Origin of the sequence: Thermococcus sp. LS1 (genome assembly GCF_012027395.1) — an archaeon.
Classification (GTDB): domain Archaea; phylum Methanobacteriota_B; class Thermococci; order Thermococcales; family Thermococcaceae; genus Thermococcus.
This window is the reverse complement of sequence record NZ_SNUJ01000001.1, coordinates 281,479-304,897: the sequence shown is the minus strand read 5'-3', so window position 1 is coordinate 304,897 and position 23,419 is coordinate 281,479. Positions and strand designations below refer to the sequence as shown.

At 52.1% G+C, this 23,419-nt stretch carries 26 protein-coding genes and 1 tRNA gene; 17 read left to right on the top strand and 10 right to left on the bottom strand.

Annotation, left to right across the window (positions count from 1 at the left end; translation table 11 throughout):
• Positions 1-489: 489 nt before the first annotated feature.
• From E3E26_RS01675 to gcvT, 7 genes are all read right to left on the bottom strand, one after another.
• Positions 490-1,752: an NAD(P)/FAD-dependent oxidoreductase gene (locus tag E3E26_RS01675; protein ID WP_167899627.1), complete on the bottom strand. Its 1,263-nt coding sequence runs from the start codon at positions 1,750-1,752 to the stop codon at positions 490-492.
• Positions 1,753-1,842: 90 nt separating this feature from the next.
• Positions 1,843-3,804, bottom strand: coding sequence for a glyceraldehyde-3-phosphate:ferredoxin oxidoreductase (gene gor, locus E3E26_RS01670; protein ID WP_167899626.1), 1,962 nt, complete (start codon positions 3,802-3,804; stop codon positions 1,843-1,845).
• 155 nt (positions 3,805-3,959) lie between these two features.
• Complete coding sequence (gene fbp / locus E3E26_RS01665; protein WP_167899625.1) at positions 3,960-5,087, bottom strand: fructose-1,6-bisphosphate aldolase/phosphatase; 1,128 nt, start codon at positions 5,085-5,087, stop codon at positions 3,960-3,962.
• Positions 5,088-5,194: 107 nt separating this feature from the next.
• On the bottom strand, positions 5,195-5,431 hold the full coding sequence (locus E3E26_RS01660; RefSeq protein WP_167731608.1) for a hypothetical protein: 237 nt from the start codon (positions 5,429-5,431) through the stop codon (positions 5,195-5,197).
• A gap of 209 nt (positions 5,432-5,640) precedes the next feature.
• Positions 5,641-5,780 (bottom strand) — tRNA-Trp (locus E3E26_RS01655).
• A 42-nt stretch (positions 5,781-5,822) separates the two neighbouring features.
• Positions 5,823-6,650: a DMT family transporter gene (locus E3E26_RS01650; protein WP_167899624.1), complete on the bottom strand. Its 828-nt coding sequence runs from the start codon at positions 6,648-6,650 to the stop codon at positions 5,823-5,825.
• Between the two features lie 31 nt (positions 6,651-6,681).
• Positions 6,682-7,878 (bottom strand): glycine cleavage system aminomethyltransferase GcvT, encoded by a 1,197-nt coding sequence (gene gcvT, locus E3E26_RS01645; protein ID WP_167900097.1) that lies wholly within the window; start codon positions 7,876-7,878, stop codon positions 6,682-6,684.
• A 248-nt stretch (positions 7,879-8,126) separates the two neighbouring features.
• Here gcvT and E3E26_RS01640 point away from each other — a divergent pair, with 248 nt between their 5' ends.
• Genes E3E26_RS01640 through E3E26_RS01580 form a run of 13 tightly spaced genes read left to right on the top strand, consistent with a single transcriptional unit; the run spans position 8,127 to position 19,364 of the window.
• Positions 8,127-9,743, top strand: a complete 1,617-nt coding sequence (locus tag E3E26_RS01640; protein ID WP_370520065.1) for an ABC transporter substrate-binding protein — start codon at positions 8,127-8,129, stop codon at positions 9,741-9,743.
• A gap of 44 nt (positions 9,744-9,787) precedes the next feature.
• A complete protein-coding gene (locus tag E3E26_RS01635; protein ID WP_167899623.1) occupies positions 9,788-10,807 on the top strand; it encodes an ABC transporter permease in 1,020 nt (339 codons plus the stop codon).
• A gap of 9 nt (positions 10,808-10,816) precedes the next feature.
• The gene (gene nikC / locus E3E26_RS01630; RefSeq protein WP_167899622.1) at positions 10,817-11,671 is read left to right on the top strand and encodes a nickel transporter permease; all 855 of its coding nucleotides are present in this window, start codon (positions 10,817-10,819) and stop codon (positions 11,669-11,671) included.
• The gene (locus E3E26_RS01625) at positions 11,668-12,645 is read left to right on the top strand and encodes an ABC transporter ATP-binding protein (protein WP_167899621.1); all 978 of its coding nucleotides are present in this window, start codon (positions 11,668-11,670) and stop codon (positions 12,643-12,645) included. Before nikC ends, E3E26_RS01625 begins: the two co-directional genes overlap by 4 nt.
• Entirely contained in the window at positions 12,632-13,588 is a 957-nt protein-coding gene (locus tag E3E26_RS01620) for an ABC transporter ATP-binding protein (protein ID WP_167899620.1), read from the top strand. Before E3E26_RS01625 ends, E3E26_RS01620 begins: the two co-directional genes overlap by 14 nt.
• Positions 13,588-14,274, top strand: a complete 687-nt coding sequence (locus tag E3E26_RS01615; protein WP_167899619.1) for an aspartate/glutamate racemase family protein — start codon at positions 13,588-13,590, stop codon at positions 14,272-14,274. Before E3E26_RS01620 ends, E3E26_RS01615 begins: the two co-directional genes overlap by 1 nt.
• Positions 14,275-14,288: 14 nt before the next feature.
• Complete coding sequence (locus E3E26_RS01610; protein WP_167899618.1) at positions 14,289-15,371, top strand: DUF917 domain-containing protein; 1,083 nt, start codon at positions 14,289-14,291, stop codon at positions 15,369-15,371.
• Positions 15,372-15,393: 22 nt separating this feature from the next.
• Positions 15,394-16,056, top strand: coding sequence for an aspartate/glutamate racemase family protein (locus E3E26_RS01605; RefSeq protein WP_167899617.1), 663 nt, complete (start codon positions 15,394-15,396; stop codon positions 16,054-16,056).
• The gene (locus E3E26_RS01600) at positions 16,049-17,089 is read left to right on the top strand and encodes an aminopeptidase (RefSeq protein ID WP_370520064.1); all 1,041 of its coding nucleotides are present in this window, start codon (positions 16,049-16,051) and stop codon (positions 17,087-17,089) included. Before E3E26_RS01605 ends, E3E26_RS01600 begins: the two co-directional genes overlap by 8 nt.
• Before the next feature lie 21 nt (positions 17,090-17,110).
• A complete protein-coding gene (locus E3E26_RS01595) occupies positions 17,111-17,626 on the top strand; it encodes a nitroreductase family protein (RefSeq protein WP_240911649.1) in 516 nt (171 codons plus the stop codon).
• Complete coding sequence (locus tag E3E26_RS01590; RefSeq protein WP_240911616.1) at positions 17,595-17,900, top strand: DUF6092 family protein; 306 nt, start codon at positions 17,595-17,597, stop codon at positions 17,898-17,900. Before E3E26_RS01595 ends, E3E26_RS01590 begins: the two co-directional genes overlap by 32 nt.
• 38 nt (positions 17,901-17,938) lie before the next feature.
• On the top strand, positions 17,939-18,478 hold the full coding sequence (locus E3E26_RS01585) for an Lrp/AsnC family transcriptional regulator (RefSeq protein WP_167899615.1): 540 nt from the start codon (positions 17,939-17,941) through the stop codon (positions 18,476-18,478).
• A 49-nt stretch (positions 18,479-18,527) separates the two neighbouring features.
• The gene (locus tag E3E26_RS01580; RefSeq protein WP_167899614.1) at positions 18,528-19,364 is read left to right on the top strand and encodes a universal stress protein; all 837 of its coding nucleotides are present in this window, start codon (positions 18,528-18,530) and stop codon (positions 19,362-19,364) included.
• A gap of 93 nt (positions 19,365-19,457) precedes the next feature.
• On the opposite strand, the gene E3E26_RS01575 is transcribed toward E3E26_RS01580, so the two are convergent.
• Both E3E26_RS01575 and cutA read right to left on the bottom strand, forming a co-directional pair.
• Positions 19,458-20,066 carry a DUF99 family protein gene (locus E3E26_RS01575; protein ID WP_167899613.1) on the bottom strand — a complete coding sequence of 203 codons (609 nt, stop codon included), beginning with the start codon at positions 20,064-20,066 and terminating at the stop codon, positions 19,458-19,460.
• Positions 20,039-20,353: a divalent-cation tolerance protein CutA gene (cutA, locus tag E3E26_RS01570; protein ID WP_167899612.1), complete on the bottom strand. Its 315-nt coding sequence runs from the start codon at positions 20,351-20,353 to the stop codon at positions 20,039-20,041. The genes E3E26_RS01575 and cutA overlap by 28 nt, the downstream gene beginning before the upstream one ends.
• 73 nt (positions 20,354-20,426) lie before the next feature.
• On the opposite strand from cutA, the gene E3E26_RS01565 reads away from it, so the two are divergent.
• On the top strand, positions 20,427-20,702 hold the full coding sequence (locus tag E3E26_RS01565; protein WP_167899611.1) for an acylphosphatase: 276 nt from the start codon (positions 20,427-20,429) through the stop codon (positions 20,700-20,702).
• On the opposite strand, the gene E3E26_RS01560 is transcribed toward E3E26_RS01565, so the two are convergent.
• Entirely contained in the window at positions 20,692-21,285 is a 594-nt protein-coding gene (locus tag E3E26_RS01560; RefSeq protein ID WP_167899610.1) for a regulator of amino acid metabolism, contains ACT domain protein, read from the bottom strand. The genes E3E26_RS01565 and E3E26_RS01560 overlap by 11 nt on opposite strands.
• Positions 21,286-21,427: 142 nt before the next feature.
• Here E3E26_RS01560 and E3E26_RS01555 point away from each other — a divergent pair, with 142 nt between their 5' ends.
• The 3 genes from E3E26_RS01555 (at position 21,428) to tfe (ending at position 23,398) form a co-directional block, all read left to right on the top strand.
• Complete coding sequence (locus E3E26_RS01555; RefSeq protein ID WP_167899609.1) at positions 21,428-22,321, top strand: ADP-dependent ribose-1-phosphate kinase; 894 nt, start codon at positions 21,428-21,430, stop codon at positions 22,319-22,321.
• 113 nt (positions 22,322-22,434) lie between these two features.
• Complete coding sequence (locus E3E26_RS01550; RefSeq protein WP_167899608.1) at positions 22,435-22,719, top strand: hypothetical protein; 285 nt, start codon at positions 22,435-22,437, stop codon at positions 22,717-22,719.
• A 142-nt stretch (positions 22,720-22,861) separates the two neighbouring features.
• The gene (tfe, locus tag E3E26_RS01545; protein ID WP_167899607.1) at positions 22,862-23,398 is read left to right on the top strand and encodes a transcription factor E; all 537 of its coding nucleotides are present in this window, start codon (positions 22,862-22,864) and stop codon (positions 23,396-23,398) included.
• Positions 23,399-23,419 lie beyond the last annotated feature (21 nt).

Genomic DNA, 23,419 nt, shown 5'->3' with positions numbered 1-23,419 from the left:
CCGCAGGTGCCGACGAAGAACGCTACATCGAGGTTCTCATCGCTGGTCTTGGCGGTCATCGGTGCCCATCTCTTGTCGAGGCCGGTGAACGGGTCGTACATGACCCCTTCAAGGTCTTTGCTCGCGATATAGTAATCCTTCGTCTCAATGAGAGCTATCCTCGTGCTCTCGTAGGTGTTCATCCCTGCCAGGAACTTCATCAGGTCTCTGTACTGGGCATCGTCGGTGACATTCTTCGAGGCGAACTCCGAGAGCTCATCAATAGTGAAGTTGAGGAGCCCACCGAGGGAGCTTGAGTTCGTGTAGTACTCCGTGCCGAGGAGCTTGAGGGCAAAATCCTGGGCGTCGCCGGTGGGTGGGCTCGTTCCGGTTGGCCACATCGATGAGAAGAGCATGATAATCAAAAGGGCGGAGAGCTTCTCCATGGTCCACCACGTTTCACAGTACGGAGGAATTGTAAAAAAGCGTTTCGGTAAATGGGTAGGAAATTCAGAGATACCACTCAGAGAAGCTTCCGAGGCCGAGCTTTTCTAGAACCCTCATGACTCCCAGGGCTATGCCGTCAACCTCTATTCCGCCTGGCATCTTGTAGGCGTCGCCGACGACGTAAATATCTCTTATCGGGAAGTCTTCGACGAGCTGGCCACTCGCTACGCGGTTCACGGGGTTTCCGTCGAGGTAGGTCTGAATCAGCAGAATTTCCCCCTCATTATCAATGTCTGGGAATATCCTGTAAATATCATTGATGCCCTTCTTCTGCTCGGCCTTCACGTTCCTGCTCTGCAAAGCGTGGTGGAGCATTATCAGGGTGTAGCCCTCTTTAGCGAGCTCTGGACTTATCGAGCTCGGCTCGTTGTAGCCGTTTATTCTTTCCGTGTCGAGGGTGAAAACCACCGTGTTGCCTATCCTCGGCCCGCCCTTCAGGGTAATGTTGTACTTTATTCCCTCGCTGGGCTTTAATTCATCGACACGCTTGAGGTAGTCCCTATCGAAGGCATCCCTGCCGATGAGGCTTACCGTCTCCTTTATCCCGACGTTGGAGATGAGCACGTCGTAGGTAAGCTCTTCGTTGTCGGCGGTGATTACCTTCTTGGCCTCGTGGTCAACCTCGACCGCCTTCTTCTTTGTGAGTATCCTTCCGCCGTTCATGCGGATTATCGCGGAGAGGGCCTCAGGTATTGACTTACAGCCGCCCTTGACTAAGCCAGGCCCGCCCCATCTCAAAGCGGCCTTTATCTCCTTGGCAAGCTCTATCGCTGGAACGTCCAGAACGCTGTCGGCCCAGCCGAGGAAGCTTTTGATGAAGAGGTCAACGAACTCATTGTCGCCAACCCTTTCGCGTATCCACTCGCGGCCGCTCATCTCGGCTTCTTCTCCCCGAGGCAGCTTTTCGCGCTTGATGTCAAGCAGGAGCTTTGTTGCTTTAGCCTTCTCAGTGAGGCTAAGGTATTTCCAGCCCTCACGGTAGTGAAAGGTCCTACCCTCATAGAAAATCACGCCCTTGGGATTGGAGTTCACGATTTGAACATCTGCACCGAGGAGCTTAAGGAGATGGGCCAGAGGGCCATCTTCGCCGTGGGGTATCATGTGGAACGCTCCGGTTGAGAGGCCAAAGCCCTTGTAGTTTAGGTTTGTGCATCTTCCCCCGATGTAGGGTGCTTTTTCAAGAACAGTAACTTCGTAGCCGTTTTTAGCCAGGAATGATGCGGTTAGCAGTCCGCCGATTCCAGAGCCTATAACCACTGACCTCATTCTATCTCACCTGAAAAGCTGAGGAAGAGGGAAAATATAAGGGTTGTTCTTTGTCGAGAACTTAACAGTTAAAATAACAGGAGAGAGTGATTAGAGCCTCCAATCGACTCCAAGCATCTCGCTGTACGCATTGAGCACCTTTTCAAGGTATTCTTTCGCCGTTCCGACTTTGTCTATCTTGAACTTCTCGGCCCAGTGTTCGTTGCCGAACTCCTCGCTGCCGGCAGCGACGAGGTCAATGACGCGCATGCTGTCCCAGAAGACAGGTTCACAGCCGGCTTTCTTCGCGAACTCAATAAGGCGCTTTATCTGCTTCTTCGCGTGTTCCTCCATGTCAACGTTCTCTCCGTAGGCGTCCATGAAGAGTGCCTTGAGGACGGGCTTCATCCATCCCCTGTGGAAGCGGCACCAGCCGACGTTGTCGTACCAGAACTCCCAGAGTGCGCTCGCTATTATCTTGCTCGCCAGCTCCTCAGGCTCAAGGAAGACGCCGAACTGATAGAACGTCCAGTATCTTCCCTGAATCGGCAGCGGGATGTAGTTGCCTATGGCCCAGTACATCGTCGGCGTCATCTCACCGTTCTCGCCGAGCGGGACGAACACGCCGTAGTCCCTGAAGCTCTCGCCGTACTTGAGCCTGTCCTTGAACTTCTCGTCGAGTATCTTGCTTGCCTTTCTCTTGCCGAAGCCAATTATCCTCGCTAACTCGTTTTCGGCAAAGGCAACGCGGTGCGCTAACTCGGCCACGAGCTTGGCATTGACCTCACTCGCCTCGACCGGGCGCTCAAGAAGGGCCTCCTTGGTGAACTCGGGCTTTCCGCTGAGGCCGACCTCCTCTGGCTTGAGCAGGTCGCGGTGAACCAGTTCAAGGATCCATGCTGCGGTCCCGCCGAACTCAATCGCGTCGAAGCCCATGGCATCAACGGCGTGGACGCTTATGTCGCTTGCCCTCAGGCTTATGCTTCCGCTGAGCGGGCCGTTGGCTTCGTAGGGCTCGTATTCGACGTGGTGGCCCCTTCTGTGCTTCTTACAGACCACTGGGCACGGTTCACCACAGGTCGTCCAGTTCTTAGGCTTGATGGCTTCCTCGTTAAAGGGCTCCCAGTAGTGCTTCATGATGTTTTCATGGATCCTTATGCGCTCCTCTTTCGGTATGTACGGCATCTGCCAGTTGAGTATCGGGACGAAGTCGCCTTCCGCGGGATAGTTTCCACCGAAGGTTCCACCAGTGTTGAGCTTCGGATTAAAGCGGTACTTCGTTGTCTTCTCGCTGATAATCTCGTTGTATGACTTCTTGTGGACGCCCTCAACGATGGTCTTGGCGATCTTGAAGTTGGAGATGTCTTCTTTTGGGAAGGCCTTCTTCTTTGGCTTTCCTCCGAAGATTATGCCGACCACGTTGTGTGCCCTGAGGAGAACGCTTCCGGAACCGCCGCGGGCGGCCCAGTCCTCGCTTCCAACGAGTCTCTTACCGTTCCTCAACGCTTGAGAGAATATAGCGCCGTAGTTGGTGTTCAGGGCCGCTGGACCGACGACTGCTATTCTGTACTCCATGTCCTGAAACTTCTCGCCGAAGGTGTCGATGAGATACTGGGTGAGAGCATAGACACCCTCTTCGTCCTTGTAGCCGCGCCAGATTTCGATGACCTTCTCAACATCGATCTCGTGAAGCTCGACTCTGACGTTTTCGCCGTCGTTGTAGAGGAGTACCACGACGGGCTTCTCTGCTTTGCCTTCGAAGGTGACGAAGTCAACCCCGACATTCTTGAAGGCGTAGGCCGCTCCACCCATGGCTGAGGGGAAGAGCGTTCCATAGAGCGGTGAGCGGAAGAAGAACATCAGCCTGTGAGCCCCGGGAAGTGTCGAGCCTGCAAAGGGTCCCATTCCCATGACGACAACATTTTCTGGATCATATGGCTTGAGTTCATAGGTTTTAAGGCTCTCGTGGAGCTCGATTCCATAGTCGATGACTCCATAGATTCCTTCCTTTTCCAGCTCCTCGCTCTCAACTTTATTTTCGCTTAGGTTGAGCTTGAGAACCGTGAACTTCATGCTCTCACCTCTTTGTATCACTCCGAGTGTTAGTTTTGGCATGAAGAATATTTAAGGCTTCCGCCGAACCTATCACAAATGTAGAACGTTTGGAGTATAAAAACTGTTCGCTGGGGTTTTTGTGACAAATTTAGAAGAGAGAATAGAAGAAAAGCTCACTCAATGTCCTCAAAGCGCTCCTCGAGCTTCTTGAGGACGCCTGGAAGGGTAGTGTACTCCATGTCCTCGAGCGGCAACCTGTGAGGCTCGAAAGGTCCGTGCCTGCGTATGTACTCGGTTACCTCGAGAGCCTTTTGTCTGGCGTAGTCGAAGGCCGGGTCGTCGAAGAGGTCAACCGGGCCGACGAGCTTTCCTTCTGGGCTTATCTGCCAGCCGAGGGCAACGACCCTCGGTGGACCGTCGAACCTGGTCGGGTTGGCCTGGTGCATTGGAACCGGCATTATCGGTCCGTTGTGGCTTCCGCGCATCCAGCCGCTGACGAGGTGCGGGAAGGCGAAGGGCTCGAGGACTTCTCCAAGGGCCGGAAGTCCGCTCTGGGCCCTGACAATGGCAACTGGGTCATCCTTGCCGACGTACTCGCCGGCTATCTCGTAGAGCTTCTCCGTGCTGATAACAGCTACCGGTTCGTCCTTGCTTATCTTGTGCCCCTCTTTCGGGTAGACCCTCTTGATGACGTAGCGGCTCTTGGCGCCGATGAGAGCTAAGAGGTCGTAAACTTCCTCTGGAGTGTTAAGGATAACGCGCTTGTGCTCCTTAATGTCCCAGACTTCAAACCTGAAGCCCATGTGCATGCTGGGGTCTATGACGAGGCCAGCGGTGTTGAACGGGTCTGCAAACATCCTGAATATCGGCAGGTTAAACGCACCGGGCTCGGTCTTGTCCATGTGGAATGTAACTATCGGCTCGCTCTTCCTAAGCGTAATCTCCATCTCGGCGACTCCTGGGCCCATTCCTCTGATGTTACCGCTGAAAGCGTCCTTGAGAAGGTCCTGGCCGGCACCATAGAGGCCGAGCTCCTTGGCGACCTCGGTGGCCTCCTCGAAAGCCTTCCATGCGAGTCCGTGTATATCCGGGCTGTCAACACCCTTCTTGTGAGTCATGATGAGCTGCAGATCATCACCAGCGTAAGCCACGTAGAAGTCGATTATCGTGCCTTCTTCCTTTGCCTTCGCCAGAACTTCCTCAGCCGTCTCGATGAGCTGAGGGTGGACTCTGGAATGTCCGGGCCAGCCGCCTATGTCGGCCTTTATAACACTGATCGTTATTTTCTCTCCAATGGCCATGGCAACCACCTCGATGGCTTTAATCACTTTTATGCTTATAAAACGTTAATATCACCGTCGATGATACACAAGAACTTGGCAAAAGGGTAAGGAAAAAAGAAGAGCTTTCATTCGCAGATGTCGGTCCAGCCGAACTTCTCTTTGGCGACTTTGATGAGGTTTTTGAGCTCCTCCTTCTTGATGTTGACGCTGGAGCTCGCGCCAACGAGGGCTATGATGCCGTGGACTTCCTCCTGGATCTGGATGACATCGTCGTGAACCTTAATGACCCTGAGTTCTCTTCTGGCGGTCTCGTCTTCGCTTATCTTGAACTTGTCCTTTCCGATGAGAATCGGTTCCTCCATAGCCATCACCTTAATTATGTTTTTGTAAGTCAAAGTTAATAAAACTTCCGTTGGTACTGGCCGGCTGTTGGGGTTACTAGCTGCTTCAGAGCATCCCCATCAGTTACTTCTCCGTGCTATGTCTATAGAAAAGGCAAGGGCTCACAAACGCAAGGGTCTATCAAAAGGAAACAGTGTGCGTTAGACTCCCGGAAGAAGTTTTTCAGAAATGGTGGGGGCGCGGGGATTTGAACCCCGGTCCGCGGGTTTCTCCGGGTCAGAGCTCCAAAGGCTCATCCCCAATCAGCAAACCCGCAAGTCCTCATACCTCTGGAGCCCGCGATGATGGACCAGGCTACACCACGCCCCCATCCGGCTTAACCTTAGCTAGGGGAGGTTTATAAGTTTTGTGCTATTCCCTTCCAATAATGATTCCGCCAACTATCATCGCCAGTCCCACAACCGTTGACGGAGCTATGCTCTCGCCCACGACCACCGATATGAAGACTAACGAGAGGAAGGGGACGAGGTAGGCCAAGTTTGAGGCAAAGGCCATGTCGTTCTCCACGGCTCTGTACCAGAGCAGGAAGGTCACACCCATCTCGAAGAGGCCGACGTAAATAGCCCCGGCCAGAGCCTTTGGTTCTGGGAGGGCGAAGCTTCCGGTGAGGAAAGCTGCGGTCGCTACATAGATGAAGCCGAAAAGGAAGTTCCAGAACATCTTCTCAACCAGGGGTCTCTCGTCGCGGAGGTTCAGTATCCAGTAAGATGCCCATATCACAGCGCTCCCGAGGCCTAATGTAACACCGACTGGGTCTGTAAAGTTCAGTTCGGCCAGGTTCCCTTTCGTTGCAACGACGAGGGCCCCGAGGAAGCCGAGGAACAAGCCAGCTATTGCCCTAACACTGGGTCTCTTTCCGAGGAGGGGGATAGAGAGGACAACCAGCATCAGCGGCCAGGTGTAGTTCAGGGCCTGTGCCTCTTGGGCCGGCAGGCGGTCGTAGGCCGAGAAGAGTACCGTGTAGTAGATAAGCGGATTAATCAGCCCGAGATAGGCCGAACGAAGGTTTTCCCTTCTCGGTGCGAAATCTTTGGCGTAGAGAACGCCAAAGACGAGCAATGAAGTTAGCGAGGCATAGAAGAGCAGCTGAAGTGGAGTTAGATACCCGAGCGAGAGCTTGAAGGCAGATGCAACCGTTGACCAGAGGAGAACGGCTCCGATCGCGTGCTTTTTAGACATGGGGAAAGATGGGGAAAAGGGAATAAAAACCTCACTCCTCCCTGAAGGCGCCGTACTTCTTGGGGTCATAGAACGGGGGAGCAACGGTTACGGCTTTTCTGGGCTTGCCCCTTATCTCAACCTCTATTTCGACGCCAGGTTTGGCGTACTCCGTCTTAACGAAGGCGATACCTATTCCGATGCCGAGGAGCGGTGAGCTGGTTCCGCTCGTAACCTCGCCGATGAGCTCGCCGTTGGCGTAGACCTTGTAGCCCTCCCTTGGGATGCCCTTGTCGATCATCTTGAAGTGGACGAGCTTCCTCGGAATGCCGCGCTCCCTCTGCTTGAGCAGAGCCTCCTTTCCGATGAACTCCTTGTCCCAGAAGATGGCGAAGTCGAGGTTTGCCTGGAGTGGAGTAACCTCGTCGATGTCGGTGCTGAGGAGCTGAAGCTCCTTGGTCTCGTTGCCGTAAAGCGTGTAGCCAGCCTCAAGCCTGAGGGTGTCACGGGCGCCGAGTCCGGCAGGCTTAATGCCGTATTTCTCGCCGGCTTCGAGTATTGTCTTCCAGACGTGGAGGGCCTTCTCGGGCTCGCCCCTCTTCTCTGGATTGGGGTGGTATGGGTTGGCGTCCTCGAAGTAGACCTCAAAGCCGTTCTCGCCGGTGTACCCGCTCCTGGAGAGGAGCATCTTTATACCGTCGAGCTCGACTTCCTTGGCCTGGAACCACCAGAGCTCGTTGATGTCGATGCCAAAGAGATCCTTGGCCAAATCCCTGGCCTTCGGTCCCTGAATGGAGAACATCGCCATGTCGTAGGTCTTGTTCTCAATCTCAAGGTCGAGCTCGCCGAACTTCTCTATTCCGCGCTTTATCGCGTTGAACCAGGCCTCGAGCTTTTCGAATGCATCGCTGTCACAGACCATCATGTAGGTGTCATTTCCCATGTTGAAGACCAGAGTTTCATCCTTCACCGCTCCCCTCTCGTTGAGGACGAGCGTGTAGGTTCCACTTATCGCCGGCGGCCTGCTTATGTCGTTGGTCGTGACGTACTGGAGGAACTCAAGGGCGTCCTTACCGCGGAAGATGAACTCTCCCATGTGGGAGACATCAAAGATACCGACGCCGTTTCTGACGGCGAGGTGCTCCTCCTTTATGCTGGAGTACCAGATAGGCATCTCCCAGCCGGCGAACTCTTCAACCTTCTTCGCGTTTTCCTTGTGCCAGTCGAAGATGTGAACCCTCTTGACCATAGCTATCACCACTCACGAAATCCTCCCTTGGGCATATAATCCTTTTGTGTAAAATGAACCGGTATCTTAAAGAACATATCAAAACGTTGATGATAAAATCATAACACTAATGTCCGTTAATATTGTTAACCACATGCTTGATAAAGTTGGTCATAAAATTGTGAAGATTTTGAACAGACACAGTTAAATAATATAAAAACATTAAAGAAACTGTGATAAAATCATTAACATAATCCAGGGGTGGTATTGTGAAAAAGGAACTTGCCCTGTTTATGCTGGTCATCACCGTTATGGGTGTGGTGGCCAGTGGATGCTTGAGTGGGCAGGAGAGCACTTCTACAAGCACTGCTTCCGGTGAGAGTTCCACATCGGAGAAAACAACAAACGTCGTGATCTACGGATACGGAAGCGAGATGATAACTCTCGACCCAAGCACGGAGTTTTCCAATTCCATAGTAGTCCTTGCGAACGTTTATGAGTGCCTTGTTAAGTACACCCCCAACGGGCTGGAGCCATGGCTCGCCACCTCATGGGAGAGCAACGAGAATGGAACTATTTGGACTTTCCATCTAAGGGAGGGTGTCAAATTCCACACCGGCAACACAATGACGGCAGAGGACGTTAAATGGTCCATTGAGAGAACCCTCAGAATGGGTCTGGGACCGGCGTTCATATGGGATCCCATTGAAAAAATGGAAGTTGTGAACGACTACACTATAAAGTTCTACCTAAAATACCCGGCGAACCTCCCGTTAATAGCCTCCTCAGCCTACGGTGCTTACATAATGGATAGCAAGTATCTTTCGACCATTGGGGACGATAACGCAATAGCCGATTGGCTCAACCAGGGACAAGACGCTGGAACGGGGCCATACACGATAGTAAAAGACAAATATGATCCAAAGACGGAAATAGTCCTTGAGAAATTCAGTGACTACTGGGGCGGCTGGAGCAACGACCAGTTCGATATTGCGGTGATAAAGATAGTGCCGGATGCCTCCCTGAGGGAGCAGATGGTGACGAGCGGGGAAATCCAGATAACGAGGGATCTGCCACTCGATGACCTCCCGAAGCTCCAGGAGAATCCAAACGTTAAAGTCGACCAGACAGCATCCTATCAGGAACTCTATGCCTTTTTCAACACTAAGAAGGAGCCGCTGAATAACAAACTGGTGAGACAGGCCCTCAGCTACGCTGTTCCCTACAAGGACATCGTTGATTACGTCCTCCATGGTTACGGTGAGGTTGCCAAAGGCCCGATTCCAAAGGGCATGTTGGGTCACTTTGAAGACCTGAACATGTACACCTACGACATTGACAAGGCGAAGCAGTTGTTGGCCCAAGCAGGGTATCCCAATGGTGGATTCAAACTCGTGCTGACGTATACTCAGGGTGACCAGGCAGAGGCAAAAGTTGCTGAGATAATAAAGGCCGAGTGGAAAAAGCTCGGTGTTGAGGTTGAGATAAGGCCGATGAATTGGGAGCAGCAATGGGCCCTCGCAAAGAGTGACCCATCAAAGGCCCAAGACGTGCTCATGATGTACTGGTGGCCAACATACCCGACGCCCTATGACTTCCTCTTCAACATGTTCCACTGTGAGGAGGAAATCAACTTTAACCTCTGCTACTACTGCAATGGCGAGTTTGACAAGGCCATTGACGAGGCGGCTACGCTGGAAGGTATCAACCAGGATAAGGCCGCCCAGCTCTACAGGAAGGCTGAAGAGATACTGATGGAAGACGCTCCGGCAATATTCTTCTATAACCCGGATGATGTTTACGTCTACCACAAGAGCATCGCAGGGTTCAAGGATAACCCAGGCTATCCGCAGGTGGTTTTCTTCTATGACCTGCACAAGGCGTGATTTCTTTTTCTTTTACTCCATTCGGTAGATGAGGGGAGGGGACGATGAGGTTCAGGGAGTACATCGTATACAGGCTTGTGTTGGCAGTGTTTGTTATTATTGGTGTTGTAACCGTCGTGTTTTTTGTATCCAGGATAATTCCATCCGACCCTGCGGCCCTGTGGGTCGGTGCTCATCCAACCCCGGAGGCCATCGAGAGGGCGAGGGAGCAGCTTCATCTCAACGATCCCGTGGTCAAGCAGTTTGCTTACTATCTGTGGTCTCTCCTTCACGGCGACCTTGGGGTCTCAATAAGAACCCACAACCCCGTTGCGGTGGATTTAAAATCCGCCTTTACGGCCACGTTTGAGCTGATACTTGCCGCGGAGTTCATAGCAATAGTTATCGCCATCCCATTAGGCGTTTATTCCGCCGTCAAAAAGGATTCGTGGGTTGACAATTTCGGCAGGGTCTTTGCAATAAGCGGCGTTTCACTGCCCGCTTTCTGGTTTGGAATCGTGCTCCAGCTTATATTCTTTAAGCATCTTGGAATACTCCCGTTAGCGGGCAGGGTTGACACGGTTGTCATGTTAGAGCATCCTCTTCACGTAATAACTGGATTCTACCTCCTCGACTCCCTGCTGACGTGGAACATTCCGGTCTTCGTTGATGCGCTTAAGCATCTAATACTGCCTGCCCTAACTCTCGCCATGTATCCCATCGGCCTGATAACCCGGCAGGTACGGTCGATGATGATAGAAGTCCTAAACGAGAACTACATCCGCACCGCGTGGGCCTACGGCCTTCCCTCAAAGAAGATATACTTCGAGTATGCTCTGAAGAACGCCATAGCCCCGGCGCTGATAACGGTGGGCCTTTCGTTTGCCTACACCCTCGTCGGGGCTTTCCTGGTCGAGCTGATATTCAACTGGCCCGGTCTCGGCAGGTACGCGGCCTATGCGATCCTGAGCATGGATTATCCTGCGGTTCTTGGAGTCACGATAATCACGGCCACGGCTTACGTGTTCATCAACCTGATAGTTGACCTAATCCAGGTCAAACTTGACCCGAGGATAAGGCTGTGAGGGAGGAAAATGAGGAAAGAAGAGACAGTTAAAATCCTTCTGAGGAACAAACTTTCTCTGATCGGTCTAGCGATAATAGTCGGCCTGATACTTATGGCACTTCTCGCCCCAGTGCTCGCACCGTATCCCGACCAGGCCCTTGGAGAGCCTAACCTTCAGGAGAGGCTGCAACCGCCGAGCAGAACGCATCTCTTCGGAACAGACCACATGGGGAGGGACATCCTTAGCAGAGTGATATACGGCGCGAGGACATCGTTGTTGATGGGCTTCTCGGTGGTTGCGCTGGCATTGCTGATAGGCGTCCCTCTGGGACTGATAGCTGGTTACTTCAGCGGCAAGACGGACCTTATAATCATGAGGATAACCGACATCTTCCTTGCTTTCCCGCCATTGCTTCTGGCCCTTCTCATAGCAACGAGCCTCGGTAGGGGAATGACAAATGCCATCGTTGCCCTCGCGATAAGCTGGTGGCCATGGTACACAAGGCTAGCCAGGGGGATGGCAATTTCTGTGAAGGAGCGTCCCTACGTTGAGGCCTCGAAGGCGATGGGAATTTCGGACTGGAAGATTATGTTGCGCCACGTGCTCCCGAACTCCCTCTCTCCGATAATAGTACAGGCGACCATGGACATGGGCTCTGCCATTCTTGAAGCGGCTGCGCTGAGCTTTCTTGGACTCGGCGTCCAGCCTCCAACACCCGACTGGGGTTTAATGGTCAGTGAAGGGAAGGACTACTTCCTGAATTACTGGTGGTATCCCGTCTTCCCAGGACTGGCGATATTCATCACGGTCATGGCCTTCAACCTGCTTGGAGACACCGTGAGGGAGGTAATCGATCCGAGGCTGAGGAGGAGGTTACTATGAGCAACGTGCTCGAAATACGCGACCTCTACATCAACTTTAGAACGATGTGGGGCGTTGCAAAGGTTCTCAACGGCGTCAGCTTTGAGATAAGGGAGGGCGAGATATTCGGCCTCGTCGGGGAAACCGGATGCGGGAAGAGTGTAACCGCCTTGAGCGTGCTCCGTCTGCTTCCTTCAAACGCCCAGATTTTGGGGGAAATTCTCTTCAAGGGCGAGAACTTGCTGGAAAAATCGGAAGAAGAAATGAGGAAGCTCCGGGGCAAAGAAATTTCTATAATATTCCAGGACCCGATGACTTCTCTGAACCCCCTATTTAAGATCGGGGATCAGATGGTCGACATAATAACACTTCACGAGGGTTTAAACAAGGAAGAAGCGTGGGAGCACGCCAAGAACCTTTTGAAGTCCGTTGGGCTCTCTGACCCTGAAAGGATACTCAATTCATATCCTCACGAGCTCAGTGGTGGCATGAGGCAGAGAATAATGATAGCGATGGCTCTCTCATCGAATCCTTCCCTTCTGATAGCGGACGAGCCGACCACGGCTTTGGATGTTACCATCCAGAAGCAGATACTCAAACTGATACTCGACCTTAGGGACAGGTACAATTTCTCGGTTCTTCTCATAACCCATGACCTCGGGGTTGTGGCAGAAGTCTGTGACCGTGTGGGGGTAATGTACGCGGGCAACATAGTCGAGATAGCCCCGACGGAAGAGCTCTTTGAGAACCCCCTTCATCCATACACGCAAGGATTGCTATCGGTAGTCCCAGACCCGAGGACAAAGAAGCCTCTCAAACCCCTTGGGGGTAGTGTTCCGAGCCTCTTGAACCCTCCGGTGGGATGCAGGTTTCATCCAAGATGTGACTACGCGAAGGACATCTGCAGTAGGGTAAAGCCAGAGCTCATCGAACGCTCCCCTGGGCACTTCGTGGCCTGTCACTTATACGGGGGTGAAACCGGTGTTAAGGGTTGAAAACCTCAGGAAGTACTTCCCGATAACCCAGGGATTTATCAGAAAGAAAACGACGTGGCTGAAGGCCGTTGACGGTGTCTCCTTCGAGATACACGATGGGGAGACGTTCGGGCTTGTTGGTGAGAGTGGGAGTGGGAAATCTACCACCGGAAGAACTATCCTGCGGCTCTACGAGCCTACGGATGGAAAGGTATACTTCAACGACATCGAGGTAACGGCCCTCTCCAAGGAGGAGCTCCGGGAGCTACGGCCCAAGATGCAAATAATATACCAGGATCCCTATTCATCCCTCAATCCACGACTGACTATATTTGACATCATCGCGGAACCCCTGAGGGAGTACGGGCATGAAGACATTGAGGACACCGTACTAGGTCTCCTTGAATCGGTTGGGCTTAGCGAGGAACACGCGAGGAAATATCCCGATGAGATAAGTGGCGGTCAGTGCCAGCGCGTTGCTATAGCGAGAGCCCTTGCCCTGAATCCGGAGTTCCTCGTTCTGGACGAGCCTACCTCAGCTCTCGACGTCTCAGTTCAGGCCCAGGTTCTCAACCTCCTTGAGAGACTTCAGAAGGAGCGGGAACTTACCTACCTCTTCATTTCCCACGACCTCGGAGTGGTGAGGTATCTGGCAGATCACGTCGGCGTCATGTACCTAGGGAAGCTCGTTGAGGTCGGAACTATTGAGCAGGTTTTCGATAATCCGATGCACCCCTACACGAGGATGCTCTTGAGCTCGATACCCGTGCCAGATCCAAAGGCTAGAAACATAGGGAAAGGAGCAGTAATCGGAGAAATCCCCAGTCCCATAAACCCGCCGAGTGGATGCAGATTCCACACGAGGTGTCCCTACGCAAAGGATGTCTGCAAGCGGGAGGAGCCTGAAATGATTGAGGTGGAGAGGGGCCACTTCGTAAGATGCCATTTTGCGGGTGAGCTGTGATGATAGTGATTCTGGACCCAATAAACGATGAAAAGGGTAATTTCCAGCGGGAAACGAAGGAGTATCTTGCCCGGCACTACCCGGAGGATCACTTCAGGATAGTGACGCTGAAGGACGGGCCGGAGGAGATAGGGAACTTCACCCAGAAGACCCTGGCCTGTGCCTCCGTCCTAAAGCATCTGAACGAATTCCAAGGTGCATCGGCAGTTGTCTTGAACTGCTTTGCAGACCCATGTCTCTTTGAACTCAGGGAGAACCTTAACGTTCCAGTCTTCGGTGCTGGGGAAACGACCCTTCACATCGCCGCTATGCTTGGTGAGTTTTCCGTGGTTGGGCCGGGACAAAATCTGGTATCCTGGACACGAATTCAGGCTAGGGAATACGGCTTGTTCGACAAACTCGTCTCCGTTAGGAGAATAGATCTCCCGGTAGGAGGTATACTGAAAAACGAGGAGAGTCTCTACGAGGAGACTCTAAAGGCCTGTGAAAAAGCCGCTGAAGATGGGGCTGATGTCATAGTTCTCGGCTGTACCGGGTTCGTGAACATCGCGGATAGATTGAGGAAAGATGTTTGGAGTAGGTTTGGGGTGCCGGTTCTTGAACCCCTTCTGATAACCTATGGAATCGCACGCTCCTTGTATCCGTTCATAAGGCACGGAGAACAGGGATTGTTTTCAGGAAAATGACTGGAGGTGGAAGTATGAAGGTGTTGACGGAACAGGATTTGAAGGACCTTTTGGAGGGTTGCACCGTCCTTGGGACGGGTGGCGGCGGTGACCCCGAAGAGGGCTGGAGGATGGTAAAAAAGGAACTCGATGAAGGAAACGAGTTCAGGTTGGTAGGCCTTGAAGAGGTTCCTGACGATGGCATAGTACCCATGCCCTATTTTGTCGGCTCACTTGCTGGTGAGAAAGTCAGGTCGGTCTACGAAGAAGGTGAAGCCGTTCGTTCCTATAAGGTCTTGGAAGAGTTCATGGGGGAAGAATTTGCCGCAGTTATTTCAACCGAACTTGGAGGAGCAAACACCGCGGCTGCACTGGCAACGGCAGCGAGGCTTGGAAGGCCCATAGTGGACGGCGATCCTGCTGGAAGGTCAGTCCCGGAGCTGCAACATACTACGTATTACATAGTTGGCGTTAAGATGGCCCCGTTTGCCGTTGTCACACCCTATGGGGACGAGATAGTGGTGGGGCGTGTTAAAGACGACTTTCAGGCTGAGAGACTCGTCAGAGCCATAGCATCGTCAATAAAGACCAACGTTGGTGTCACGTCACATCCAGTCAGGGGAAAAGAGCTTAGAAACGCGGTCGTGAAGGATGCCATAAGCCACGCTCTAACCATGGGTCGGGCATTGAGGACCGCCAGAGAGAATGGGGAGGACCCAATAGCGGCCTTGATTAAAGCCGGGAACGGCTTCTTACTCTTCAGGGGTGTTGCTACAGAGACCGAATGGCGTGAGGAGGGGGGATTCACCGTTGGAGAGTTTGAGCTTGAGGGAACCGGGGAGTTCGAGGGAGAGAAGTACAGGGTCTGGTACAAGAATGAAAACCTAATCTCTTGGAGGAACGGGGAGATTGACGTCATCATACCTGACCTCATATCCGTGCTTACCCCAGACGGACATCCAGTGACCAACCCCCATGTTAGTAAAGGAAACGAGTACGTTGTTGTTGGATTCCCGGCCCCAGAACTGTGGAGGACTCCAAAGGGCCTGGAGATCTTTGGGCCGAGGTATCTGGGACTCGACATGGAGTACGTTCCCATAGAGGAGCGTCTCCGTTGAATTCATATTTTGAGGTGTTCCCATGAGGCTGCTCGTTATAAACCCCGTTGGAACGGAGGAATGGAACGAATCCGACAAGAGAATCTACGAAATGTTTGCATCCGAGGGTACTCATATAGAGGTCGTAAGTTTGGAAAGGGGCCCTAGGTCAATAGAGAACAGGGCTGCCGAGACCGAGGTTCTCCCGCTTATAGTTAGAAAAGCCGTGGAACTCCATGAAGAATACGATGGGATAATCGTCAACTGCTGCCTCGATCCAGCCGTTGATGTCATCCGCTCCCTTATCCCGACCCCTACGGTTGGTCCGTGTCAGGCTTCCCTTGCCATAGCCTCAGTTCTTGGAAGGAAAACGGGTATAGTCACAGTCTCAAAGACGGCGATACCCCTCTTCGAGGAATTGATATTGAAGTACAGGATGGAGAAACGAGTGACAAGTATAAGGGGGATAGACATCTCAGTTCCGGAAATAAGCATCGATGAGAACAGAACGATACGCCTCCTTAGGGAGGAAATAGCTCTGGCCATTTCGGACGGTGTTGACGTTATTGTCTTGGGTTGCACGGGGCTCGCTGGGTTTGCAGAGAAAGTTCAGCCCTTCTTCGATGTTCCCATCATAGACCCCGTGGCGTCGGCGGTTAAGATTGTGGAGGATATTGTGGAACTTGGGGGGATGAGGGGTGAATAAGCTTTCGATAGAGATTCAGGAGGGGGCCTACACACTGGTTAAAGATGTCATGAAGGTTATTCCCGGAGAGAGCGTTGTCATAACGGCCGATACGGGAAGCGATTGGAGCGTGGTCGAAGCTACCGCCAAGGCGGCGAAGCTCGTGGGAGCGAAGCCCCTCGTTCTGTGGTACTCGATGCCGCCCCATGTTGGCAAGGCCGCGGACCCTTACCTTCCCATGAGGCCTCTTGAAGCGGCGCTGAGGAATGCAGACGTGTGGATAGAGTTCAACAAGAGCTGGCTCCTCTACTCGACTCCCTGGGACAGGGTTATGGCTGAAGGGAAGGTGCGCTATATCTGCCTCGTTGGCATGACGGGAGACATGATGGTCCGAAACATCGGAAGGATAAACGTCTCGGTTCTCCTTGAGTTCCAGAGGGTTCTGGCAAAGATAACGAGAGAAAGCAGGAGGATGGAGATAAGCAGTCCTGCCGGAATGAATGTGAAATTCGAGAACGATCCCGAGAGGCCCGTGTTCACGGAGGGTGACGTTAAAGGACCCGGAGACTACATGCTCTTTGGTCAGGTAGACTGGGCACCCGTAGAAGAAACTATAAATGGAACCATCGTTTTCGACGGCTCTGTGTGGCCCCCCCAGGAGCTCGGGATACTAAAGGAGCCCATTACTCTTGAGGTTGAGGAAGGAAAGGTCGTGAGGGTAGAGGGAGGCTGGGAGGCGAGGTTCTTCGAGAGATGGCTGCGTAGCTTCAACGATCCAAACATGTTCAACGTAGCTCATCTGTCCTACGGGTGTAATCCGGGAGCAAAGCTCACGGGAAATATCCTTGAGGACGAGCGCGTCTGGGGAGCCGTTGAATGGGGTCTTGGGAACCAGGCCGAGAGCTTTAAGGGCAAGTTTGGCCCCGCAAAGAGCCACACAGATGGCATATGCCTCGCCCCGACTGTCAAAGGCGACGGGAATTACATCATAAAGGACGGCGAGTACGTTTATCCCGAACTGAAGAAGTTGGAGAAGAGGCTTCTCAAGGAGTAAGGGTGAACTAAGTTGGAGGTAATGGAAGCAATAGAAGGCAGAAGGGCCGTCAGGAGGTTTCAGGAGAGGGAGGTTCCCCTAGAAGACTTGAAGAAAATCCTTGAGGCTGGGATATGGGCTCCAAGCGGAAGCAACGTTCAACCTTGGGAGTTTATTGTGGTCAGGGAACGGGACAACATCGAGAGGGTAAAGCTGGTCTCTCCAGGGCTGTTTGGAAACCCGTCGACGGTGGTGGTGCTCTGCATAAACACGAAACTGGCCAAAAGGGGCGGAAAGCTCGGAGAGGAAAGCGCTCTTATGGACATCTCGATGGCGGCTCAGAATATGATGCTGGCGGCGTACTCTATGGGGATAGGCTCCTGTCCAGTACTTTCCTTTAACAAAACGGCCCTCAAGGAACTTTTAAACATTCCAGAGCATGTGGAGCCGGTTCTCATTCTCATTTTTGGTTATCCTAGGGTCTGGCCAAAGCCGCCGAGGAGGAGACCGCTGAAGGAGGTGGTCCATGTTGAAGAGTACGGAAGGCCTTTTGAGTGACCGGCACTTCCAGCTCTTGGCATTCTTGATAACAAGCGCCAGGGGTTGCATAGATGAACCAAAGCTTTACGGTCCGTTAAGGTTACTCGATGCAGCTTCAAGACTCATAGAGATCATGGAGGAGGAAGGGAAGGTCAGCGAGGAAATACTCAAGCTTAAGGAACTTGTTGAAGAGGCCATTGATGTCCTGATGTACGACAGTGAGGAGTTCGTGAAGCTGACCGATGAATTGTCAAGGGAACTTGCTAGAATTATCAAGAATCAAAAAACTTAAGTCTATTTTTTCCAAATTCTTTATTTAGGTGGCACGATATGATGAACAAAAAGAAAAAATCCTATTCTTGGAATCCGGAGGACATAAAGTTCTGGAGGGAGATGAGCAAGGGTGAACTGAGTGACCTGGACGTTAAGATCTTTCTTGCGCTAAGAGAGAACGGCAGACTTCCTGACACGGAACTTGCTAGGATAACGGGTGTTTCTGTCCCCACAGCAAGGAGGCACAGGATAAGCCTTCAGGAGAGGGGTTACGTAAGGATAATGGCCCTTTTCATCTTTGAGGAGTTTGGCCTGGCATCGGCTGATGTGCTCATCAAGTTCCGGGAAGATGCACCGAAAGAAAAAATCGCCGAGTTCATGGAGGAAGCAATATCCCACAAAAAGGTCTTCGAGATAGATGAGTACATGGGGGAATACGACGCAGTTATCAAGTTCTTCGACAAGGACTTCAAGGAGCTCAAAAAAACCATCGATGACTTTCTTCAGGGGAGGGATATACTCCAGAAAACCCTGATACTACCGGCGGTTTCCAGTCCAAAACTGTTTACAACTCGGATGAAATACAAGCATGTCTAGAGCAACGATAATAAGCATCAACGTCCAAATTAATACCGAGGTGACCAAGATGTTTGGAAGGATTTTGTATCCAACGGACTTTTCCGACGTTTCGCTCCACGCTCTTCGGAACTGTATTCCCAAGCTGCTCCCTTTGGGGGTCAGGGAGCTCCACCTCATTCACGTCGTTGACATAACTGTCGCCGAGTTTGAGGCCTTCGAGCTGGAAGACATCTACCGCGAAAAGCTGGAGGAGCTCGCTAGAGAGCTGGAGACGAAAGGCGTAAAGGTAAACCCAATTGTGAGGATAGGCATTCCTTCGATAGAGATCGCGGAGGTGGCCGAAGAGAACGATATCGATCTCGTAGTTATTCCGAGCATGGGCGAGAATATCTGGAGAACAATGTTCGTTGGCAGCACTGCATCGAACCTCGCCAGAGCCACCAAAAGGCCGGTTCTCCTCCTTAAGTACTTGAAGAGCGATGATAAATTCGAGCTGTCCGTGGACTGTGCCGAAATCTTTAAGCGTCCCCTCGTCTCGCTGGACTTCTCCAAGTGCTCAATAAAGATAATAAAGATCGTCAAGGAGTTCGAGGAACTCGTGGACGAGGGTATACTCCTTCACTCCATTGATTATGGTAAGGTCGAAGAGCTCGAGCACAACATAGATGTTGCCAAGAAGAACCTCGAGAAGTCAGCTAAGGGAATAAAGGCGCCGTTTGAACTTGAGGTTCTCGTTGGTTCTGCCTCTCAGGCCATAATAGGAACCTCTTTGGCGAAGGGAGCCACACTTATAGTTATCGGCAAGAAGGGAAGGAGCTTCATAAAGGACCTACTCCTTGGGAGCACGGCGGAGAGGGTTATAAGAGATTCAAAAATCCCGGTGCTCCTGGTTCCGTGCGAATGAGACCTCAGACTGGAACGGCTTCCACATCAAGTTTCGGTAGCTACCCTGTTGCCATCATCGGTCGATTTTTCCTTTTCCTACCCACTTATAAACCTACTCCCTTGTACTCTCGCCAGTTATCACGGCACTGGCTATCATGTGGGCCAGTCTAAGGGGCTCTGGAGTGAGCCCGATTTTTGTGGTTACTCTGACCACCTCAGTAGCCCTTTCGTAGTCAAGGCCGACCGCCTGGAGGTAGAGCCTTCCGGGGATTAGTTCCACCAGAGGTGGCGCTTTTCTTAGTAGGGTTATCCTCTCCTCAGCATCAGAAAAGTGCTTCCTCAGTGCTTCCTCCATGGCTCTCAAGTCCGGCCTCTTCCTGACGACGACTATCACTGGAAGTCCCGTCTCCCGGTGGAGCATCTCCAAATCAACGACGTTAAAGCCCGCGTAGGTTATCCCCTTGAGCATGATGATCCTCAAATCCTTGAAGCGCGAGCTCTTAACGGCGTCTATCATCGCGTTCGTCGCATCTCGCCCATCGACGGTTATCCAGCGCGAGAGAACGCCGACTACTTCCTGGGAGCCCTTCATGACGACGCCGATTAGAACTGTCTTTTCCCGCTCTAGTTTTGAAGAAAAGGAGAAGGTTCCGTCATCAAAACCTACGACCCTAATCTGGGGCTTCACCTTCCTTATTGCCCCAGAACTTCCTCGAGCCATTTCGCGTACTCCCCGTTCACCTTGTCGACGTCTATCCTCGCTATTAGCGGCACGGTGTGGGGGTGGAGTTCCTTTATCGTCTCCCGTAGCTCCTTCCACTTGCTCACGTCCGTCTTGAGGAGCGCACCGACTTCGTTATCTTCTTCGATTTTTCCCTCCCACCAGTAGAATGCCTTGTGCTCCCTTAGGTTGGCGCAGGCGATGAGCTTCTTCTCGAGTAAAGTTTTAACGGTCTTTTCGGCGCTCTCCCAATCCGGGAATGTCGTGTAAACGAATATCATCTCCATTATCTCACCTCCTAGTGAACTTTCGACGGATAAGCTTAAATCGGTTGTGGGGTTAGTATCGTTGGGATGTGGTATGGAGCGGGTGCGGGCACACCTTAAAATCTACGGCCGCGTTCAAGGGGTTGGTTTTAGATGGAGCATGCAGAGGGAAGCGAGAAAGCTGGGCGTGAGTGGGTGGGTTAGGAATCTGCCTGATGGAACCGTGGAGGCTGTAGTGGAGGGCGACCCTGAGAGGGTTGAGGCTCTAATAGGCTGGGCCCACCAAGGACCGCCCCTGGCGAGGGTCACACGTGTTGAGGTAAAATGGGAAGAACCTGAAGGGCTGGAAGGCTTCAAGGTCACTGGCTGACCTCGCTCCTCTCGAGGAGCACCCTCTTGGGGCAGTACTTGACCTCACAGTAGTTGCAGACGAACTTTTCCTTGTCCTTTTCCGGCGTGTGGAGGATGAGTTTCTTGAAGCCCTCCATTTCCTTGACCTTCATGAAGACCTCTACGGGTAGCGTTCCGTCGATGACTATGTAGAGCTTGCTCGGCTCCTCGCGGAGGTTTCTGCTGAAGACTTCCATTACTGGAACTCCATTCTTCGCCAGCAGCTCCAGAACCTTCGAAAATCCGGTTAAATAAGCGTCCTTCTCCAGCTCTATCTCGAGCACTTCCCAGCCCATCAGCGGGGCGACGTCTATCAGGCTCGGCAGCGGGTTGAGCCTTTCGAATATGAGCTTGAGGGGATAGGTCTTTTCGATGTACTCTATCGTGTGATAGACTATCTTCCTGTTGACGCCAATGATCCTTGCCAGCTCGCTTATCGGCACCTCAACGTCTCTGAGGTATATCTTCCCGTTCTTTACACTGAGGCCGTTCTCGAAGAGGAACTCTGCAACCTTCCTTCTGGCAGGATAGTTCTTGAAATAGGCCTCGAGTATGAGCATCATTTTTGTTCACCTCTTACTCATATATGGGTAGGAATGGATATTTAAATCTTTCCCCTACATGAGGACTATGGATTTTCTCTTTTAGAGCACCGCAAGGTTATTAACGGGGGCACCCGTATCCTACTTTTCAGAGGTGAGTGTGATGGGCGATGAGTTCGACGTGATAGGAATCGGCAACCTTAACTACGACATCATAATGCTCGTCGAGCGCTTTCCAGAGTTTCATGAGAAGGTGAGTGCTGAGAAGGCCTTTTTCGGTCTGGGCGGAGCGGCAGCCAACACGGTCTCCTGGCTGGCCCACTTTGGACTGAAAACGGGCTTTCTCGGTGCCGTCGGAAGGGACGAGATAGGTGAGGCGCACCTTTCTTACTTCAGACGGATAGGCGTTGATACGGGCGGTATACGAGTCGTCGATGCTCCATCGGGGATAGCAGTGGCCATGATACACGGGGAGGACAAGAGGATAGTGAAGTATCCCGGTGCTAACCTCATGAAGGAGGTCGATTTTGACTACCTTGCCAGGACAAGGCACATCCACCTCTCTTCAAATCCCCCCGAAGTCATAGTTAATGTAGTTAATTTCGCACACGAGAGGGGCATAACCGTTTCTCTGGACATAGGGGAAGCGTATCTTCCTGAGGAAATCGAGGAGAAGGTCGATTACCTCCTAATGAACGAGGATGAGTTCAAGAGGAAGTTCGGCGAGCTCGACCTCTCCAAAGCCAGGGCGAAAAACGTTATCGTGACCCTCAACGGCGGGGGCGCGTTGCTGAGGAATGAGAACGGAAATGTCTGCGAAGTCAGGGGGCTGAGCGCAGAGGTCGTCGATTCGACGGGTGCAGGTGATTCCTTTGATGCTGGGCTGATATACGGCGTTCTCAATGGATGGAACCTGGAGGATGCGGCTAAACTGGGAATGCTGCTTGCTTACCTGACTGTTCAGAAAGTTGGTGCAAGAACGGCCATAGTTCCGCTGGAGAAGGTCGTCAAGGTTGCTGAAGAACTCGGTCTTGAACTGCCCTTCCGAGTCCAGTGAATCCCTCCGAGTCTGGGCCCCAGCCCCCGACCTAAGTTTTTTAGAAACCCTTAAAAGATTGAACCCCAAATGGTTAAGAGAGCAGTGAACCCCGATTTCGGAGGTGACTCAGTTTGGAAATCATAGTGGACAACTTCAAACCAAAAATTACCCGGCCATTCAAGAGGAAGAACGAGTACTGGGTTAAACTCATCGACCAGAGCGGAGAATACGTCATGAAGTTTAAGAGCCCGCTGGAAGCTGAGGACGCAATATACGGCATGCTCGATGATCTCCAGGTTTACGGTGGTAAAGTCAGGCTCAAGCTCAGGGAAGGAAATGTCATTGAGGACATTGAGGTAATAGAGCTTTACAAGCCCTCCGCCAAGGAGCTGCTCAATGAGTACTTTACCGATTGATTCTCACTCAACGTTCTTTTCTGTTCATTGGCGTTGGAAATATGACAAAAACCTATATATACTCCAGTCCATATAGTCTATTATTGGACAAACATTGGGGATTAAACCCAGGGTGGTCAAATATTCTCTGGAGGTCGTTATTGTGGCAAGGAGAAAGAACAAGGAACTCCTGGAACTCGCTATGGACATGGGCGGAGAGGAGGCCGTTGAGGTAATTAAGGCTCTCGAAAAGAAAAAGGAATCCACGGATGAGGAGCTCGCAGAGATAACCGGCATCCGGGTCAACACCGTCAGGAAAGTTCTCTACATGCTCTACGACCAGGGTTTGGCAGAGTTCAAGCGCATAAGGGACAAGGAGACCGGCTGGTATTACTACTACTGGCGCCTCGAAACCAAGAGACTTCCGGAGATAATCCGCTCCAAAAAGATGGCCGAGCTTAAGAAGCTCAAGGAGATGCTCGAGGAAGAGACGAGCGAGATCTACTACCACTGTGGCACTCCAGGCCATCCGAAGCTCACCTTCGATGAGGCCATGGAGTACGAGTTCCAGTGTCCGATATGTGGCAACATGCTCATGCAGTACGATAACACCGCCGTCGTCGAGGAGCTCAAGAGGCGCATAGAGGAGCTCGAGATCGAGCTCGGCCTCAGGAAGAAACCGAGGAAGTCGAAGAAGTAGATTTGAATGGTTTGGTTTGAT

Coding starts and splice junctions, on each gene's coding strand:
- E3E26_RS01675 (WP_167899627.1), bottom strand. CDS start 1,752: ATGAGGTCAGTGGTTATAGGCTCTGGAATCGGCGGACTGCTAACCGCA.
- gor (WP_167899626.1), bottom strand. CDS start 3,804: ATGAAGTTCACGGTTCTCAAGCTCAACCTAAGCGAAAATAAAGTTGAG.
- fbp (WP_167899625.1), bottom strand. CDS start 5,087: ATGGCCATTGGAGAGAAAATAACGATCAGTGTTATAAAGGCCGACATA.
- E3E26_RS01660 (WP_167731608.1), bottom strand. CDS start 5,431: ATGGAGGAACCGATTCTCATCGGAAAGGACAAGTTCAAGATAAGCGAA.
- E3E26_RS01650 (WP_167899624.1), bottom strand. CDS start 6,650: ATGTCTAAAAAGCACGCGATCGGAGCCGTTCTCCTCTGGTCAACGGTT.
- gcvT (WP_167900097.1), bottom strand. CDS start 7,878: ATGGTCAAGAGGGTTCACATCTTCGACTGGCACAAGGAAAACGCGAAG.
- E3E26_RS01635 (WP_167899623.1), top strand. CDS start 9,788: ATGAGGTTCAGGGAGTACATCGTATACAGGCTTGTGTTGGCAGTGTTT.
- nikC (WP_167899622.1), top strand. CDS start 10,817: ATGAGGAAAGAAGAGACAGTTAAAATCCTTCTGAGGAACAAACTTTCT.
- E3E26_RS01625 (WP_167899621.1), top strand. CDS start 11,668: ATGAGCAACGTGCTCGAAATACGCGACCTCTACATCAACTTTAGAACG.
- E3E26_RS01615 (WP_167899619.1), top strand. CDS start 13,588: ATGATAGTGATTCTGGACCCAATAAACGATGAAAAGGGTAATTTCCAG.
- E3E26_RS01610 (WP_167899618.1), top strand. CDS start 14,289: ATGAAGGTGTTGACGGAACAGGATTTGAAGGACCTTTTGGAGGGTTGC.
- E3E26_RS01605 (WP_167899617.1), top strand. CDS start 15,394: ATGAGGCTGCTCGTTATAAACCCCGTTGGAACGGAGGAATGGAACGAA.
- E3E26_RS01595 (WP_240911649.1), top strand. CDS start 17,111: ATGGAAGCAATAGAAGGCAGAAGGGCCGTCAGGAGGTTTCAGGAGAGG.
- E3E26_RS01590 (WP_240911616.1), top strand. CDS start 17,595: ATGTTGAAGAGTACGGAAGGCCTTTTGAGTGACCGGCACTTCCAGCTC.
- E3E26_RS01585 (WP_167899615.1), top strand. CDS start 17,939: ATGATGAACAAAAAGAAAAAATCCTATTCTTGGAATCCGGAGGACATA.
- E3E26_RS01580 (WP_167899614.1), top strand. CDS start 18,528: ATGTTTGGAAGGATTTTGTATCCAACGGACTTTTCCGACGTTTCGCTC.
- E3E26_RS01575 (WP_167899613.1), bottom strand. CDS start 20,066: ATGGCTCGAGGAAGTTCTGGGGCAATAAGGAAGGTGAAGCCCCAGATT.
- cutA (WP_167899612.1), bottom strand. CDS start 20,353: ATGGAGATGATATTCGTTTACACGACATTCCCGGATTGGGAGAGCGCC.
- E3E26_RS01565 (WP_167899611.1), top strand. CDS start 20,427: ATGGAGCGGGTGCGGGCACACCTTAAAATCTACGGCCGCGTTCAAGGG.
- E3E26_RS01560 (WP_167899610.1), bottom strand. CDS start 21,285: ATGATGCTCATACTCGAGGCCTATTTCAAGAACTATCCTGCCAGAAGG.
- E3E26_RS01555 (WP_167899609.1), top strand. CDS start 21,428: ATGGGCGATGAGTTCGACGTGATAGGAATCGGCAACCTTAACTACGAC.